This window comes from bacterium (Candidatus Blackallbacteria) CG13_big_fil_rev_8_21_14_2_50_49_14 (genome assembly GCA_002783405.1).
GTDB lineage: Bacteria > Cyanobacteriota > Sericytochromatia > UBA7694 > UBA7694.
Genome location: PFGG01000041.1, coordinates 93979 through 110005, shown reverse-complemented (window position 1 = coordinate 110005; position 16027 = coordinate 93979). Strand labels below are relative to the sequence as shown.

10 protein-coding genes are annotated in these 16027 nt (G+C 48.8%); 8 read left to right on the top strand and 2 right to left on the bottom strand.

From position 1 onward, the window contains the following. Positions 1-50 precede the first annotated feature (50 nt). Positions 51-1298 carry a hypothetical protein gene (locus COW20_09810; protein ID PIW48374.1) on the top strand — a complete coding sequence of 416 codons (1248 nt, stop codon included), beginning with the start codon at positions 51-53 and terminating at the stop codon, positions 1296-1298. Between the two features lie 155 nt (positions 1299-1453). Next, complete coding sequence (locus COW20_09805; protein PIW48463.1) at positions 1454-1792, top strand: hypothetical protein; 339 nt, start codon at positions 1454-1456, stop codon at positions 1790-1792. Between the two features lie 47 nt (positions 1793-1839). On the opposite strand, the gene COW20_09800 is transcribed toward COW20_09805, so the two are convergent. Further along, positions 1840-2355, bottom strand: coding sequence for a hypothetical protein (locus COW20_09800; GenBank protein PIW48373.1), 516 nt, complete (start codon positions 2353-2355; stop codon positions 1840-1842). Positions 2356-2424: 69 nt separating this feature from the next. On the opposite strand from COW20_09800, the gene COW20_09795 reads away from it, so the two are divergent. The 6 genes from COW20_09795 to COW20_09770 all read left to right on the top strand — a co-directional run bounded on the left by COW20_09795 (position 2425) and on the right by COW20_09770 (position 13564). Further along, the gene (locus COW20_09795; protein ID PIW48372.1) at positions 2425-3168 is read left to right on the top strand and encodes a hypothetical protein; all 744 of its coding nucleotides are present in this window, start codon (positions 2425-2427) and stop codon (positions 3166-3168) included. Positions 3169-3249: 81 nt separating this feature from the next. After that, complete coding sequence (locus COW20_09790; GenBank protein PIW48371.1) at positions 3250-3453, top strand: hypothetical protein; 204 nt, start codon at positions 3250-3252, stop codon at positions 3451-3453. A 56-nt stretch (positions 3454-3509) separates the two neighbouring features. Beyond that, positions 3510-5219 carry a gamma-glutamyltransferase gene (gene ggt, locus COW20_09785; protein ID PIW48370.1) on the top strand — a complete coding sequence of 570 codons (1710 nt, stop codon included), beginning with the start codon at positions 3510-3512 and terminating at the stop codon, positions 5217-5219. Positions 5220-5309: 90 nt separating this feature from the next. Then, the gene (locus tag COW20_09780) at positions 5310-6434 is read left to right on the top strand and encodes a hypothetical protein (GenBank protein PIW48369.1); all 1125 of its coding nucleotides are present in this window, start codon (positions 5310-5312) and stop codon (positions 6432-6434) included. After that, entirely contained in the window at positions 6431-8056 is a 1626-nt protein-coding gene (locus COW20_09775; protein PIW48368.1) for a hypothetical protein, read from the top strand. The genes COW20_09780 and COW20_09775 overlap by 4 nt, the downstream gene beginning before the upstream one ends. A 54-nt stretch (positions 8057-8110) precedes the next feature. Then, positions 8111-13564 carry a beta-ketoacyl synthase gene (locus tag COW20_09770; GenBank protein ID PIW48367.1) on the top strand — a complete coding sequence of 1818 codons (5454 nt, stop codon included), beginning with the start codon at positions 8111-8113 and terminating at the stop codon, positions 13562-13564. Here COW20_09770 and COW20_09765 read toward each other — a convergent pair. After that, on the bottom strand, positions 13559-15895 hold the full coding sequence (locus tag COW20_09765) for a hypothetical protein (protein ID PIW48366.1): 2337 nt from the start codon (positions 15893-15895) through the stop codon (positions 13559-13561). The genes COW20_09770 and COW20_09765 overlap by 6 nt on opposite strands. Between the last annotated feature and the right edge of the window lie 132 nt (positions 15896-16027).

Sequence of the window (16027 nt, the reverse complement as noted above, 5' to 3'; positions counted from 1 at the left end):
ATGCCATAATAAATCCAATCGCTAGAGAATGATGATGAAAGGTAACTAAGATGCTCCCTGCCCTTGAAATCGACTATAAAAACCTAAACCACGAGGAAGCCCTGAAATTTGTTGAGCGCTTCCAAGTCCTTTTAGAAATCAATTCCAGTATCAATTCTACGATTGAGTTGGATGTGCTTTTGCGTACGATTATTGATGTCGCGAAACTGGTCATGCATGCCGAGGCATCTTCCTTGGCACTGGTAGATCAAAGTACCCATGAGCTCGTTTTTCACTTTGCCCAAGGCGAAGCCGGAAAAGTGGTTGAAAGTATGCGTATTCCTGTTGGAAAGGGCATTGCCGGGCATGTTGCCGAAACAGGGAAACCCACGATTGTTCCCGATGTCAGCAAAGATGAACGCTTTTTTAAAGGGGTCGATGAGCAAAGTAAATTTCAAACCCGCTCGATTATCTGTGTGCCCATGACCCGTTCAGGCAATAAGGTTTTAGGCATTCTTCAGGTTTTAAACAAAAAAGAAGGCACCTTTGACGAAACGGATCTGATTCTCTTTGCCTCTTTGGCCAATATTGCAGCAATTGCAATTGAGAACTCCCAACTTTATCATTTACTCCAGCAAACCCTCGATAAGCTCAAAGAAGACAATACCCGCCTGAATATGATTCTGGAAAAGCTTGAGTCTTCAGAAGCTGAAGTCCGTCAAATGAAAAGTTTGATGGAAAAAGACGACACAGGGGCTGTACGCGGCAGTCTCTCAGTGATTATTCCCCCCAATATCCTGCAAATGTTAGCAAATGACGCAAAAACAGGCAGTGTGACGATCAACAGCAAACCCCAATCCGGTAAAATTTATCTGCAGAACGGTGAAATTCACCATGCTGACACCGAAGGCACCCCCCCATTTTTGACAGGTTCAATGGCAATCTACGAAATGATGGGCTGGACCGAAGGCACCTTTTCGTTTAATGACCATGAAACCCCACCGGCACGCACGATTCAGCAATCCTGTATGCATTTGATTATTGAAGGCCTGCGCCGCAGTGACGAAACCAAAGTCATGCACGAAATGTTTCCCGATGATTTGGTCGTGATAAAACTTGAAGAAAATCCACCGGCAGACTGTGACCCCCATTATGAAGCCTGCTTTTGGGCTTTAACCACAGGTCAGACCCTGGGAGACGTCCGCAGACGGGTTCCGGTTGACAGTTATACTTTTTATTCAGCGGTTAAAAGTTTCAGCGACGGCAAACAAATCCAAGTAGCTTCTGTGGTAGAAAACGCCGAAAGTTCAGACAGTTAAACCCTGTAAAAAACTGTGCCTTCGGATTCAAACTCAGGAATTCATTTTTAACCTAAAATGTTCTATCATGGATTCAATCACATGATAGAAATGAGAATCAAATGTATCAAATAGAAAAAAAATCATTCGGCTTTTTACTGCTCTTTGGTAATCTCATCAAACTGGATGAAATGAAAGAATGGGTAAAAGCTTCTCAAAAAGCGCTGGAAGACGCACCCTCTGAATTTGGCGTTTTTGTAGATATGCGAACCTTGGCTCCCTTGCCACCTGATGCTCAAGAAGCCATGCAGGAAGGTCAAAAACTGTTTAAGCAAAAAGGCATGGTACGTTCAGTGGTGATCGTCAATAATGCAGTTACCAAAATGCAGTTTATGCGTATTGCCAAAGAAACAGGGATTTATGCCTGGGAGCGCTATATAGACGCGGGAACAGTTTCCGATTGGCAAGCAAAAGGTGAAGCCTGGCTGGTAGAAGCAAAAGATCCGGATCAATAAACTCGGTTTACAAATTTTCATTTATATAAATAAACCGCTCCTAAAACCTAGCTTAAGAAATCCCTGATCCGTGTCACGGCGGCATTCAAAAGCAAACGCCCCAGAGGCTCTTCAATCAAAGGTGTTTCAGGTTGGGGGTTTTCCAATTCCTGAATGCGTAACTCCGTCAGATGCAGTTCAACTTGAGCCACAAAGTATTCTGCCTGGTTGCGATCCCGACGATGCAAACGACAGGTATAACGCCCCTGCAAACTGCCCGGAAGTTTTCGCAAAACTTTCAGACTGCGCGTTTGCAAAAGCAATTCTGGGCTGCGCAAGCGATGCGGCAAGAGCCGGATTTCGAGAATTTCTCGCCAGGGAATAAACAGCGACTGCCCTTTGGAACGCATGAGCCCCAGTATATTCTCAACGGTTTGAAACTCAAGCACCAAACCTTGGTATTCAGGTCGCATCAGACCATAAACCTTATAGAGCATAAAGCTGCGTTCAAAGGGCAAGACCAGATTTTCAAATGAATCCAAGCTTTTCTGGCCCCTTAATACAAAATAAATATGGGCTATCATAGCATGCCCAGAAAAGCTGAATCCAGAGAACGCTTGAAAATAGACAGCAAAAAAAGATAAAATAGCCCCATGGAAGAAATTTCTCAAATCTTAGAACAAGGTCATCAGGCCTATGATTTGGGGCATTATCAAGAAGCCTTGAAATTTTATCGTGAAGCCGTCAGCCTTCAACCCCAATCTGAAGCTGCACACTATGATCTCGGCAATACCTTTATGCAGCTCGGTCAGCCTCAGCAGGCCCTTGTACACTTTCAGAATGCGCTTCAACTCAATCCCCAACGCGCCAAAACCTATAACAATATCGGTTTGGTGTATAAGGTTCTTCAAGACTGGAATGAAGCTCAGCTTTGGTTCCAAAAAGCACTCAAAATCGATGCCCAATATTACAGAGCCTGTAATAATCTTGGCAATCTCTTCTCTTTGTTGGGAAATGCCAAAGATGCTGAAACTTGGTATTTGCGCTGCCTGACCCTTGAACCAACCCATCTTTCTGCTCAATTTAATCTCGCCAAACTCTATAGCAGTCAGGAACGCATGGTGGAAGCGGCTCGATTGTTTGGCAGTATTGTCGAGCAGGATTCAGAACATGCCCCCGCCTGGTGTGAATTGGGAATCCTGGCAGAAAAAGCAGGAGATCCCATGCAAGCTCTGGCCTGCTGGCAAATGGCCCTAAATGCAGATCCTGAACATGTACCCAGCTTGATGCAGGTGGCCCGACGTTGCCGGGAGGCCGGGCAAGACGAAATGGCTGACAAACTTTATCAACGGGTTCAATACTGGGGCAATCAAAATGCTGAGATCAGTATGAATTAAGTGCACCATACGTTCGGTCAATTTTCTGAATTTGTCCTATACTGAATCCATTCACAAGTAATTTTTTTAGAGGTTGTACACATGTCTCAAGGTCAAGGATCAACAGGCAATGTCATTGCGGCCCTGTGTAGCTTTTTCGTCCCAGGCTTGGGACAACTGATCCAAGGACGCATGTTTGCAGCCTTGTTTCAATTTATCGTCTCAGGCATTCTCTGGTTTTTGCTTTTGGGGTGGTTAGGCCATCTTTGGTCTACTTTGGACGCAGCCCTGTATAAACCCAGATAAATCCTCACTTTATTCCTTGATCCTGAGAACTTTTTAATATCAGCTGGAGTTGTTCAATGAAATCTTTCACTGCGCTTGCCTTGTTTTCACTCTTGGGTCTTGCTCAACCGTGTTTTGCTGCCGTTCAAGCCCCCTACACGACACAAAATGGCATGGTTGCCAGCGATCATTATTTGGCTTCGCAAGTGGGCGCAGAAATTTTAAAAAAAGGCGGAAACGCGATTGATGCAGCAATCGCCACCTCCTTAAGCCTCTCCGTGATTCGCAATCAAAGCACGGGCATTGGCGGTGGCGGTTTTATGCTGATTCGCATGCACGATGGCCGTACACGTGTTTTGGACTATCGGGAAACGGCACCGGCCCAAGCCCACCGCGATATGTACCTTAACACCCAAGGAGAAGTCATTCCCAATTTGAGTACGATTGGATACAAGGCGGCTGGGGTACCAGGGCTTTTGGCCGGACTGGAAGCGGCCTCGAAAGAATTTGGAAGCCAGCCCCTCAAATCCCTGTTTCAGCCCGCGATTCAAATTGCTGAAAAAGGCTTTGCTTCAGACGCACATTATCTTGAAGCCTCTGAAGTGGCTTTGAAACGGGGAGTCAATCCTGAATTTAAAGCCACCTATTTCTGCAACCAAAAACCCTGTCAAATCGGGGAAACGGTTAAACTGCCCCAATTGGCCAAAACCCTGAAACTGATCGCTGATCAGGGCATTCAGGTCTTTTATCGGGGCAGCCTTGCAAAAAAAATTGCTGCCGCCATGCAAGCAAACGGGGGGTTGATCACTGAAGCTGATCTTGCCCAATACCATCCCAAAATCCGATCCCCGCTGAAAGGCAGCTATCGGGGCTATGAGATTCTCACCATGCCCCCGCCCAGCTCAGGGGGAACCGCCCTGCTCGAAATCTTAAATTTGCTTGAGCCTCAAGAACTGGGCTGGAACAGCACGGGATTCGGATCTGCCGAGCATGTCATGCGTGTCACAGAAGCCATGAAACATGCCTATGCCGATCGGGCAGAATTTCTGGGAGACCCTGATTTTGTAAAGGTACCCGTTGAGGAATTGATCAGCAAAGACTACGCGCTTTCATTATTGCCCAGAATAAAAGCAGGCCTCAAACATACCCTGGCACGTGAAGCCTATGGTAAAAAAGGCCTCAGTTACAGTGCCCTTCAAGCGCCGATTGAAGATCACGGCACCACCCATTTCAGCGTGGTGGATCGCTGGGGCAATATGGTCAGCAGCACGGAGACCATCAATACCTATTTCGGCTCCCTCACACTGGTACCCGGCACGGGTATCCTGCTCAATAACCAGATGGATGATTTTTCAAGCAAACCCGGCAGCCCCAATGCCTTTGGTTTGATTGGCAACCAAGCCAATGCAATTGCACCCGGCAAAAAACCGCTGAGCAGCATGACCCCCACCTTGGTGCTCAAAGCAGGCAAACCCTTTATGTCTTTAGGAGCCTCAGGAGGCCCCCGGATTATTTCAGGCACCCTGAACACCCTGATCAATGTAATTGATTTTGGCATGAATATTGAAGAAGCCGTTTCCTCTCCCCGCTTCCACCATCAATGGGTGCCTGACAGTTTATTTATCGAAAAATGGATGCCTGTGGAGGTGCGCGAAGTTTTAAAAGCACACGGTCACCATTTAGAAATCACGGGCGCAGAAAGCACAGTTCAAGCCCTGTTGCTGGAGAATCAGCAGATTGCAGGTGCTTCCGATCCGCGCAAAGGCGGCCACCCTGCGGGGTATTAACTTCAAGAATTAAAAGTGGATGCCGTGCGAGGGGTACTTGCCCCGCATCTCCCCCCCCCTTAAAATAGAGGCAAGGGATGGAGGTACTCAATGCTCGTACTCGGACTTGATATCGGCAACGCGAAAGTCAAACTTTGTCTGATCCGTTTTCAGGAGACCCTGGAGAATTCAGATATTGTCTGGAAATCGCTCCCCCTTCCTTTTACTGACAATCGTCTATTTGATTTTCAACATGGCCTGCCCTTGCAAATTCTCCATTACTGCTCTTCAGAAGGCATCCATTTTGAGGATTTAGATGCGGTGGTGGTCTGCAGCAGCCACTCGTACAGCTATACTTTTTTTCATGATTCGATTGATCATCTGGCCCAGATTCTGCTCAAAGCCTTTGAAGATACCCCTGTCTATTTCGTTGCGGCAGATGCCAGCCTGACCCCAGCCAAACAAATTGAATCCCTTTCAAAATCTGAAAAATACCGCTTTGTGCTGACCAATTTTGTGGGCTCTGCTCACCTGGCCCGCCGCCTGATCCGCTATGGACTTTCTTTGGATACAGGCACCACCACCACAGATATTATTCCGATCCTGGATGGTCAAATAGATCCCGTGGGTTTAAAAGATCCGGATCAGTACCTCAAATTCAGATACCAGCATCAGCGTATCAATTGGTACGGTCTGACCATTATCCCTTTGCATATGCTCTGTGATCGGGTTGAAATATCCAGCGGCAGTTTTCAGGTCGTGCCCCGTAATTACCGTTCTGATCTGATTTTTTCGATGTTAGAAACCACCGATCAAGAATTGATGGAAGAACACGCCTACGACAATCTCTTTCCTTCACATGTCATTGCCAGAGAAAAAATCTGCCAATTTGTGGGGCTGGATCCCCATCTTTTGAATGATCATGAAATCCGTGAAATTCGCGATTTTCTCTATGCAAAAATCCTTGAAAAAGTGGCGGCAGCTATCAGTGCTGTGGCAATTGAAAGTTTCGGCAAAATAGATCCCGAACTGGATCTTGCGATCTTTGCCCTGGGCGAACAATTGGTCACCACTCCCGCCCTACTTGAAGCTGGCTTTTCACCTGAACACTTCCACTATCTGGATTTAAAACGCGAACAAAAATTATGGAGTGCATCCTCTGCCTTTGCCATGGCCCATTTGGGCTTAGAATTGCTCTCAGGCAAACAGATCAGCCTTAAAACAAAGCAGCCATGAATCTCGTTCCCAACGATAAATTAAAAAACCGATACCAGATTGAAGCCGTTCTCAATCCTTCGCCTTTGAACCCGACCTATTCAGCCATCGATATTGAACGCAATGAGTTTGTCGTGATCAAAGAGCTTAAAATCGAAGTAATCGATGATTGGAAACGGCTTGAGCTTTTTGAAAGAGAAGCACAGACCCTCGCCAATCTGGATCATATTGGAATTCCGCGACTGATCGACCATTTTAGAGATGAAACTGAAACCCGACTGTTTTTAGTCGTTGAAAAAATTTCAGGAATTTCTCTTGCCCAAATGTTAAACAAGGGCTGGAGGCCCACCGAAGCTGCGGTGATTCAAATCGGCAGGCAAATTTTATCCTTGCTGGATTATCTGCACCGTTTAAATCCGCCTGTGGTTCATCGCGATATCAAACCCTCTAATATATTGCGCAGTGCAGATGAAACCATCTCTTTGGTAGATTTTGGCGCAGCCCAATATCTGCTGCATCCAGAAGGGGGACGCACTGTTGTTGGAACCTTTGGCTATATGGCGCCTGAACAATTCGCAGGAAAAGCAGAGCCTGCCAGTGATTTGTACAGTCTGGGTGCGACCATGATTCATATGCTCAGTGGACGCTCGCCCGCTGAAATGCCCCAGTCCGGTCATGATCTACAATTCCAGGAATATCTTGCCTGTTCACGGCATATGATCAATTGGCTGAAAATCATGGTCGATCCCCGCTTAACCCACCGCTTTCGTTCAGCCCGTGAAGCACTTTATGCATTGGAACAGGTCGCAGAGGGCAAAACCATGCGCTTGCCCGAGCCCGAAAGCCTAAGCAACACTGCGCAGGCGCCCTCGAAAAAGGCGATGAAAATAGGAGTTTTCGCACTTCTGGGGGTAAGCCTGCTTGGAGGATTGCTCTATTTATTTGCTCCAAAATCACCTAAACCTGAAGCAAAACCTGTACAGCACGCTTGTTTCGGTGTTCCCCTGCTCAACCTGCCTGCAGAAAAAACGGCTGAAGCAGAGAGTTTTCGCAAAGAATTTTCACAACGTTTTCCCATTCCGCTTGCCTGGGAAAAAGTGATGGCTCCACATTTGAGCAGTGCAGAAGAGCTGAATACGCTCTGGCGCTGCAAGTCCAGCCGAAATTCAGCCGATGCAGAAATGTTTATTGCCGCCCGACAGGCCGTTCTGGATTTCCCCAGCAAAGATGAAACAGTGGTAAAAGGCCTCTACTATATGGTCTTTGCCTATGATGCCTACGCCCAACGCATCGACTTAGAACGCTATACCCTGGATAAGTATTTTTATTTCCAATCGTCTGAGACCTACGACAAACCCGCCAAGGAAATTGCAAGCATTACCACCCATCTTGCGCAGGACTTAAACAAAAAAAATCTCTATGCTGAAACGATTGAACGGGTACAACACCTGCTCTCAGAACGTGAGAAAGAAATCAACGATCATCAATTGCAAACCCTCTCACGCGAACTGGCGCGTGCCTATTGGAAAACAGGCAATAAAAACAAGGCCCTGAAACTGATCGAGCATGCCCTCAAGGCCTATCCAGAAGGCAGTTGGAAGCAAAGTTTACTGGATTTACGCAAAGCCATAGAAGGTTCTTGATCAGATGGGTGGTAACAGCACAGAACTTAACTGTGAGAGGTTCAAGGTAAAACAATGCACCTAGAAATCCCACCCCCAGCCCAAAATTTTGTTGAGCTCTTGCGCTGGCGGGCTCAAACCCATCCCGATCTGATGGCACTGGGATGGTTTGAAAACGGAGAAAGTCTCACAGCAAGTTACAGTTATCTGGAGCTCGATCTTCAGGCCAAAATTTGGGCCCAAAATCTGCGCTTAAGGCATGGAGCAGGCGCTCGGATCCTTTTGGTTTTCCCTCCCGGATTAGAATTTATGGCGGCCTTCGCTGGATGTCTGTATGCAGGTATGGTGCCTGTACCTGCCTACCCACCAGAACCTCACCGTTTAGAACACAGCCTGCGCAGGTTGTTGGCCATCATCGCTGATGCCGAATCAGAAGCGGTTTTAACCCTGCCTGCCTTTTATCAGCAGGCCATGCAATTGCTGCAGGCTTCTGGCCAGGCCAGCCTCCAGAGCTTGAACTGGCTCACGCCAGCCAGCCTTCAGCCTGAACTGGCGCAAGCCTGGTTCCCCCCCCAACTGGAACCAGAAGATCTGGCTTTTTTACAATACACCTCGGGATCAACAGGCGTGCCCAAAGGCGTGATGATCAGCCATGGCAATTTACTCGCCAATATGGAAATGATCAAAACCGCCTTCGAACACGGAGAGCGCGAAAATACACTGGTCTGTTGGGTGCCCTTTTACCATGATATGGGCTTGGTCGGGCACCTCTTGCAATCGCTGTATATCGGGGGCAAAACCCTGATCATGAGCCCCTTGGATTTTTTACGCAAACCCTTGCGCTGGTTGAAATTGATCAGTGAATGGAAGGCCACTTCGACCGGAGCCCCCAATTTTGCCTTTGAACTCTGCGTGCGTAAAATCAAGCCCGAAGAGAGAGACCAACTTGATTTGAGCAGTTTAAGACTGGTTTTGAATGGTGCAGAACCTGTTCAGTACAAGACCTTGATGCGTTTTCTCGACTATTTTGAACCCGCAGGCTTTCCCAGAGACGCGATCTATCCGGCCTATGGCATGGCAGAAGCCACCGTCTTTATTTCAGGCAGTTTGCGCAGCAAACGCCCGGTTTGTCTTGCGGTTTCACGGACAGCGTTTGAAAATAACCGAATTGAAACAGCGCAGGAAGATTCTCACGAGGCCATGATGCTGGTGGGCTCAGGTCAGGTCTGGGGAGAGGAAAAACTCAAAATCGTCAATCCGCAAAGCAGACAGCCCTTGGCTGAAAACCAGGTGGGTGAAATCTGGTTGCGGGGGCCACATATCGCCCAGGGCTATTGGCGCAGAGCAGAGGAAACCCAAGCAGCATTTCAAGCCCACTTGGACGATGGCAGTGCTGAAACCTGGCTGCGCACTGGGGATTTGGGCTTTCAGAAGGCAGGCGAGCTCTATGTCACAGGTCGTTTAAAAGACTTGATTATTATTCGGGGGCGCAATCTTTACCCCCACGATTTGGAACGATGCATTGACAGCCTAAGACCCCGTTTTCCTGTGATACGCCCAGGCTGTGGGGTCGCTGTTGCGCTGGAGGGAGAAGCCACAGAGAGTTTGGGCCTTGTTCAGGAAATCAGCCAGCCTTTTGAAGCCTGTGAAGATCTTGCCCTTGCCATTTCAAGTGCGATTGAAGCCGAATTTGAAGTCAGTCCCCGCAAAATCATCTTTCTGGCGCCTGGCAGCCTGCCCAAAACCTCGAGTGGTAAATTGATGCGACAGGCCTGCAAAGCGGAACTGAAAAAGTCAAAACCCGGCTGGGAAGTGGTTTATCAATGGCCTGCAACCCAGCCCCTCCAAACGCCGCCTACCTTGCCCAGTTTCAGCCAGAGCGCAGAGCTTCCAAAATCAGAACTCGAAGCTTGGATTCGGCAATGGCTGGCCACTGAACTCACAGGCACCCTTGAATCATTCAGTATTGAAACGCCCCTACAGGCCTTGGGCCTGGATTCGGCCCTGGCTGTGAGACTGCATGCCGATCTCGAAGAAAAACTGAATCGCAAGCTGATTCCCTCTCTGCTTTGGGATTTTCCCAATTTGAAACAGTTGGTACCGGCTTTGCTCTCACCCGCAGATCACGCCCCTGTGCCCTCTCGCAAAGCCCAACAGGAACCGATCGCAATCTTGGGCATGTCGTGTCGTTTTCCGGGCGAAAGCCAGGATCCTGAAAGCTATTGGAAAACGCTCAATCAAAACCATGATGCGCTTTGCTCCCCACCCCTCGAGCGCTTTGAAGAAAGCAAAGGACTTTTAAGGGGGGGCTATTTGAATGAGGTGGCAGGATTTGATGCTGAATTTTTTGGCATTTCTGCCCGTGAGGCCGAAAGCATGGATCCCCAACAGCGGATTTTATTGGAATTGGTCTGGGAAGCCTTGGAGCAGGCTGGGATTTTGCCAACCAGTTTAGAAGGCAGCGAAACAGGCATCTTTGTCGCTTTATCAGGCAGTGATTATGCCCAGCGCAGCCTGTTTGGCGGCCCACAAAGCCGGGATGGCACCAGCGTCACAGGTTCAGCATTCAGTGTAGCGGCCGGAAGAATTGCCTACTTGCTGGGTACCGAAGGCCCTGCCCTGACCATTGACACTGCCTGTTCATCTTCCCTGACCGCGATTCACCAAGCCTGTCAAAGTTTGCGCAATGGTGAAATTTCGATGGCAATTGTGGCAGGGGTCAACCTGATTTTAAGCGAGGATTTAACCCAAGCCTTTGTTCAGGCCAATGCCCTCTCGCCCGAAGGAGAATGTCGCTCTTTCAGTGCCCAAGCCAATGGTTATGTAAGGTCAGAAGGGGGAGCCGCCCTGATCCTCAAACGATTGGATGAGCACCAGGCTTCCCAGGAACCCCTTTGGGGTATTATCAAAGCCAGTGCCGTCAACCATGACGGCCGCAGCCAGGGCCTGACCGCCCCCAATGGCCGCTCTCAACAAAAACTGCTCAAACAAGCCCTGGAACTGGCAGGCCTACACCCCCATCAAATCGGATTTCTCGAAGCACATGGTACCGGCACCCCCCTGGGAGATCCGATTGAAGTCAACGCCATTCACGCGGTGTACGGAGAACGCCCAGCCGATCAGCCTCTCTGGATTGGCGCAGCCAAATCAGTGGTGGGACATTTGGAAGCCGCAGCTGGCATGGCCGGTTTGCTCAAAACCCTTTTGGTGCTTCAAAAAGGGATCATTCCTGCCAATTTAAAGGGCCTGCCCCTGAACCCCCGCCTGCTGAATTATCTCGGGCCCTTGCAATTTCCGCAGCAAGCGCAGACATGGTCTGCGCCAGAGCCCCGCAGAGCAGCCTTGAGCAGTTTTGGCATCAGCGGCAGCAATGCCCACCTGATCCTTGAACAGGCCCCCGCGCTTCCCCAACCCAACTCCCCTGGCCCCTGGCTGTTTCAACTGAGCGCCGACAGCTCAGAGCAAGTGAAAGACTATGCCCAGAAACTTCAAAACAGTCTGAGTGCTGAGCCTCCGCTGGCCCAACTGGCCAGCAGCTTAAGCCAGCGTCGAACGCGACCCTGGCGCTGGGCAGGTGTCGCAGCGGATCTGCAAAGTCTAAACGAGGCCTTGGCCCATGTGGAGCCTCGCGAAGCAAAAACGGCCCCCAAGTGGGTCTGGGTTTTTCCAGGGCAAGGGGGACAATGGCAAGGCATGGGATCTGAACTGCTTCAAAACGAGCCAATCTTTGCAAAGGCCTTTGCCGCTTGTTCTGAAGCCTTTCGCCCCTGGTTTCCTGAAGGTTTGGAAAATCTTTTGCAGAGCTGGCAGAGCGACAAAATCGCTGAGATTCAACCCCTATTGTGCGCCTGGCAGATTGCCATGGGTCGTCTTTTAATGGCCTGGGGACTGATCCCCAGCGCCATGATCGGCCACAGCATGGGCGAAGTCGCCGCAGCCCATCTGGCCGGCATGCTCAGCCTTGAGGATGCCGCCCGAATTATTGCTGAACGCAGCCGACTGATGCAAAGCCTTCCCCCCGGTCAGAGCATGCTCTTAACGGATATGAGCTGGAATGAAGCCCAGGATTGGGAAAAAGAGGGTTTGGTCAGAGCCGTTTCAAATGGCCCCAACCAAACAGTCATGGCAGGCCCCACAACTGACCTGAATGTCTTGCAGGCCCAATTAGAGGCTCAGGAGCGCCTGGCCCGCCCAGTTGCCGTCAGCATGGCTTCGCACAGCCCCCAGGTAGACGCTCTGCTTCCTGAGATTGAAAACACATTAACTTCCATTGAGACGAAAGTAGGCCAGGTTCCTCTGTTTTCAACCGTGACAGCTGAAATATTGAGTGGCCCTGAACTGAAGGCCCCCTATTGGGCTCAAAATCTGCGTCAACCCGTCCTGTTTTACCAGGCATTTCAAAAGGCAAACCAAGCGGGTTTTGCCCATTTTCTTGAAATCAGTCCCCACGCTCTGCTCAGCCCTGTTCTGCGAGAACAGGGTGTCTTTGCCTGCGCTCTGGGGCGTAGAAACCAAGCGGAGAAAGAAAATTTATTGCACAGTTTGGCTGAAGTTTGGTGCCAGGGCTCCGATTTGAATGGGCGAGCCCTACAGCCAAAATTTCCACCCCTGCCCTTGCCTCCCAGCCCCTGGAACCACCAGAACTACTGGTTAGAGCCCCCCATATCTCCTGAACCCCTTCGCGTGCAACCAACGGCTCAGCCCAAACAAACAGGCGAAAATTGGCAGCCGCTCTCCCCGCCCAAAGGCCCTCCCCCCCAGAGTTGTCTTTTGACTGGTGGTTCAGACACATTGCGAAAAACGCTTGCGCTTTTGCTCGAAAGTCAGGGCATTCCCTGTGTGCATTTACGTCAGGCCGAAGTTTTAGCCTCGCTTCCAGAGGGCTGGCAACTGAATTTTCAAAGTACCCAGGAGTGGCAGGTTTTGGCAAAAAATCTGCCTGAACTGCCGACGAGAGGCTATCGGGTTTTACTTTGGCTTGAATCCCTTTCTGATTCCCTGCTCTGGCCTTCTGTTGACGCCTTGGAAGGGCTTGAGTCAACTCAAATCTGGATCCCCATTCAAGCCAAAAGCATGGATCTCTCTACATTTTCATGGCCCGCCGCCGCTCAAGACTGGCCTGAAAGCTGGTCAAAATTGGCTTTGGAGAATCTCAGCAACCACAACCTAGGCAAACTGGCCTCCATCTTACGTTTAAACACTCCAGCGGAACTGGTGATTCAGGCATCCCAAGTTTGGAAAAAATCTTTGTACCCCCTTAAAACCAGCTCCGTTATAGAATCAGCTCCATCGCTTGTGAAAGAACTCAAACAGGAAACACTCCAGGCACAAATTGCTGAAATGTTGCGCATTCCCCTTTCAAAAATCAACCCGGATACACCCTTAGACAGTCTGGGGTTTGATTCCCTTTTGGCAGTCGAATTTCGCTCACGCTTGGAAAAACTGAGCGGACGAGACATCCCACCAGAACTCCTGAGACGCAGTATTACCCTGGCTGAAATCATGACCTGGCTCAAGAGGGCATCATGATTGTAAATCACCCCATAGTTCAACCACAAACATAAAACGCACCGAGGGATCCGCCAAAGCAGTCCCCACAATCCAAAAAAACTGGATCCCTTTGAGACCCGGTTTGGCGTTAAAGACCACATGATTCCCCGTTTGTTCAAAGCTTCCTATTGCACTTAAGCCTGGGTCAAACACGGGTGTTGCTTTGCTGAGAGAATTCGTCCCACCGGTGCCGATCCGAGCCAGTTGCCATTGAATTGCCTGGTTGGAGGTTCCAACCACCTCGGTATCAAAGGAAAGACTTCCGCCTGTGTCCTTGCCCACACTGCGGGTAATGATCTCGGGAGTATCAGGATTGGGCGTACTTACAAAATTATTGAAAGCAATGTTTTTTAGTTTGATTTCCAACTTTTCTTGTATCGGCTCAGGCCATTCATGTTCCAGTAGATCGGTCATGGTCACCCGAACCTCTGAATTGGGGTGAATATCCTGATGGCTAAACGCTTGCTCTGTTTTGCCTTCTTCAAGGGGAATTTCCCGTTTAAGAGCTGTACTGCCGATATAAACCGAATACCCTTTTATTTTTTCATGGGGCAAATCTGCAAGTGCAGAAAGATCCCATTTCACACTGCCTTCTTTGATTTCAAGAATTTTGGGGGGCCGCAAAAAATAGAGTTCAAAATCAGCTTTGGCAGTTTCAGTCAGTGAAGTATTGCTGAGAAAAATTTCAAAGCCTTTATTGGGCTGATCTTTGCCAAAATGAGGCACGCTCAAGCTGTTTTCAGTGTAAAGAGAGGTATTGCGATCCACTGCCTGTTTTTTCTGATATTCAGCAGAAACAGTAGCAGGATTTGCAAACGCCAGTGTTTCAATCTCGCTGTTTTTTTCTTTGGCTGCAATCACCAAAAGATTATCCCCGCTGAGTTCAGTGGCATAGACTGCCAGATAATTAGAGGCCAAGGCAGGCAGTTCACGCTTAAAAGGCAAATATATATTTTGATTGATCAGATTGGTGGTGGGCTTATCTAAAAAATTACGCGCCATGCTGCGCATGGCATTTTTAGTCGCGAGGGCAAATTGGGCATCGGCTTCGGGATGTGTAACCAAAAATCTGCCGTATTGATAAATGGCATCTCCCAAACTGTTAAAAGCTTGTGTTGCCTGAAGCTGACTGTTGAGGGCCCTGGAATCTCTGACAGAGCTGGTTTTCAGGATATCGGGTATCAATGATTCACGGGTTTGGGCTGTGGCCCAGTCAAAGAAATGCCCCAGGGCATAATAACTCCGGGCATCACTGGCCAAAATGGGTACACTCAGATAGTGTTCAATATTTTTTGCACCATCGCTGAAAAAATCTGAACGCTCAGCACTGTTCAGATTTAAAGCCCGTGCAGCAAAATACTGGGCTGAAGCTTCAATAAACCATTGATTGGCACGCCCGGTGAACAGGCCCCAAAGAGAGTAATACTGGCCCTGTAAAACATGTACAAGTTCATGGGCCACTGTCTGGCGCATATCCTGCCAAGAGGTGATGGATTTAGCGGAAATAGTAGCGGGGCCTCCCAGGGGAGAATTGCCAAGATCCGTCCCCGTGTCCAGCACATTGAGATCGATTGGGGTTTTCAGTTTTTTAAACAGCGGATTGCCGCTTCCGTCTTTCAGTTCAAGCAAGCTTTGATAAGCCTCATTCAAGGCCTTATCGAGGTCTTCAATATAGTTGGGAATATCAGGTTCAGCATTCAAGCCTGAACCATTCCAGTCAGCATCTTTCTTTACACTGGCTTTATAACCGTAATGGCTGGGATAATAGGTGATCCGAAAATCTGAATCAGGATTTTTAACCGTCACCGCATTGCTGAAAAGATAGACCCGAATCCGGTATTTGACCAATTTAATCAGCGCCGTTGAAAAATTTTCGAGCAGGGGATTTTTCACTTCAAAAGCAACTTGTTTCAGATTGGGATCCCAACCTGCGAGAATCCCTTCAGCGATCCAATTTCCACTGTTTTCATCAAAGCGCTCCAGCTGAAAATCACTTAAGGCAAGTTGAGAGGGCAAAGACTTGGCATCCAGTTGAAACCTAATCGTTTGCTCTTGCAACTGTTCTGAAGAAAATGAGAGCTCGTATTCACCCGAAACGTCTTTGAGGTCTTCAAGAACGGCTCCCGTCGCAGGTCGGATCGCTTGCTGCACCGTGTTGCCTGCCAAAAGGGGATTATTGCCTGCGGATGGGTTGGATGGGGAGGTGGGCAAAGCGCCGTTCATGCCATTCACAGTATCAAAACAGCCTGCCAGAGTAAGTGAAAGTGAAAGCGTAAGAAATATCCGTTGAACTCGCCGAGAGTGAAACATCTTGATGCTTCCTTTGTATTGCTTTGATTTCAGCATAGCCCTCATAAAAGCAAAGCACATTGATGAATACGGTTCATTCGCTTGATACTTATCAACTCAAGCCAAAGTCTTCGAGATGCTAATTCACAAAAA

What these genes read in the sequence shown, in the direction of transcription:
- COW20_09810 (PIW48374.1), top strand. Translation starts at nt 51, where the DNA reads ATGCTCCCTGCCCTTGAAATCGACTATAAAAACCTAAACCACGAGGAA.
- COW20_09800 (PIW48373.1), bottom strand. Translation starts at nt 2,355, where the DNA reads ATGATAGCCCATATTTATTTTGTATTAAGGGGCCAGAAAAGCTTGGAT.
- COW20_09795 (PIW48372.1), top strand. Translation starts at nt 2,425, where the DNA reads ATGGAAGAAATTTCTCAAATCTTAGAACAAGGTCATCAGGCCTATGAT.
- COW20_09790 (PIW48371.1), top strand. Translation starts at nt 3,250, where the DNA reads ATGTCTCAAGGTCAAGGATCAACAGGCAATGTCATTGCGGCCCTGTGT.
- ggt (PIW48370.1), top strand. Translation starts at nt 3,510, where the DNA reads ATGAAATCTTTCACTGCGCTTGCCTTGTTTTCACTCTTGGGTCTTGCT.
- COW20_09780 (PIW48369.1), top strand. Translation starts at nt 5,310, where the DNA reads ATGCTCGTACTCGGACTTGATATCGGCAACGCGAAAGTCAAACTTTGT.
- COW20_09775 (PIW48368.1), top strand. Translation starts at nt 6,431, where the DNA reads ATGAATCTCGTTCCCAACGATAAATTAAAAAACCGATACCAGATTGAA.
- COW20_09770 (PIW48367.1), top strand. Translation starts at nt 8,111, where the DNA reads ATGCACCTAGAAATCCCACCCCCAGCCCAAAATTTTGTTGAGCTCTTG.
- COW20_09765 (PIW48366.1), bottom strand. Translation starts at nt 15,895, where the DNA reads ATGTTTCACTCTCGGCGAGTTCAACGGATATTTCTTACGCTTTCACTT.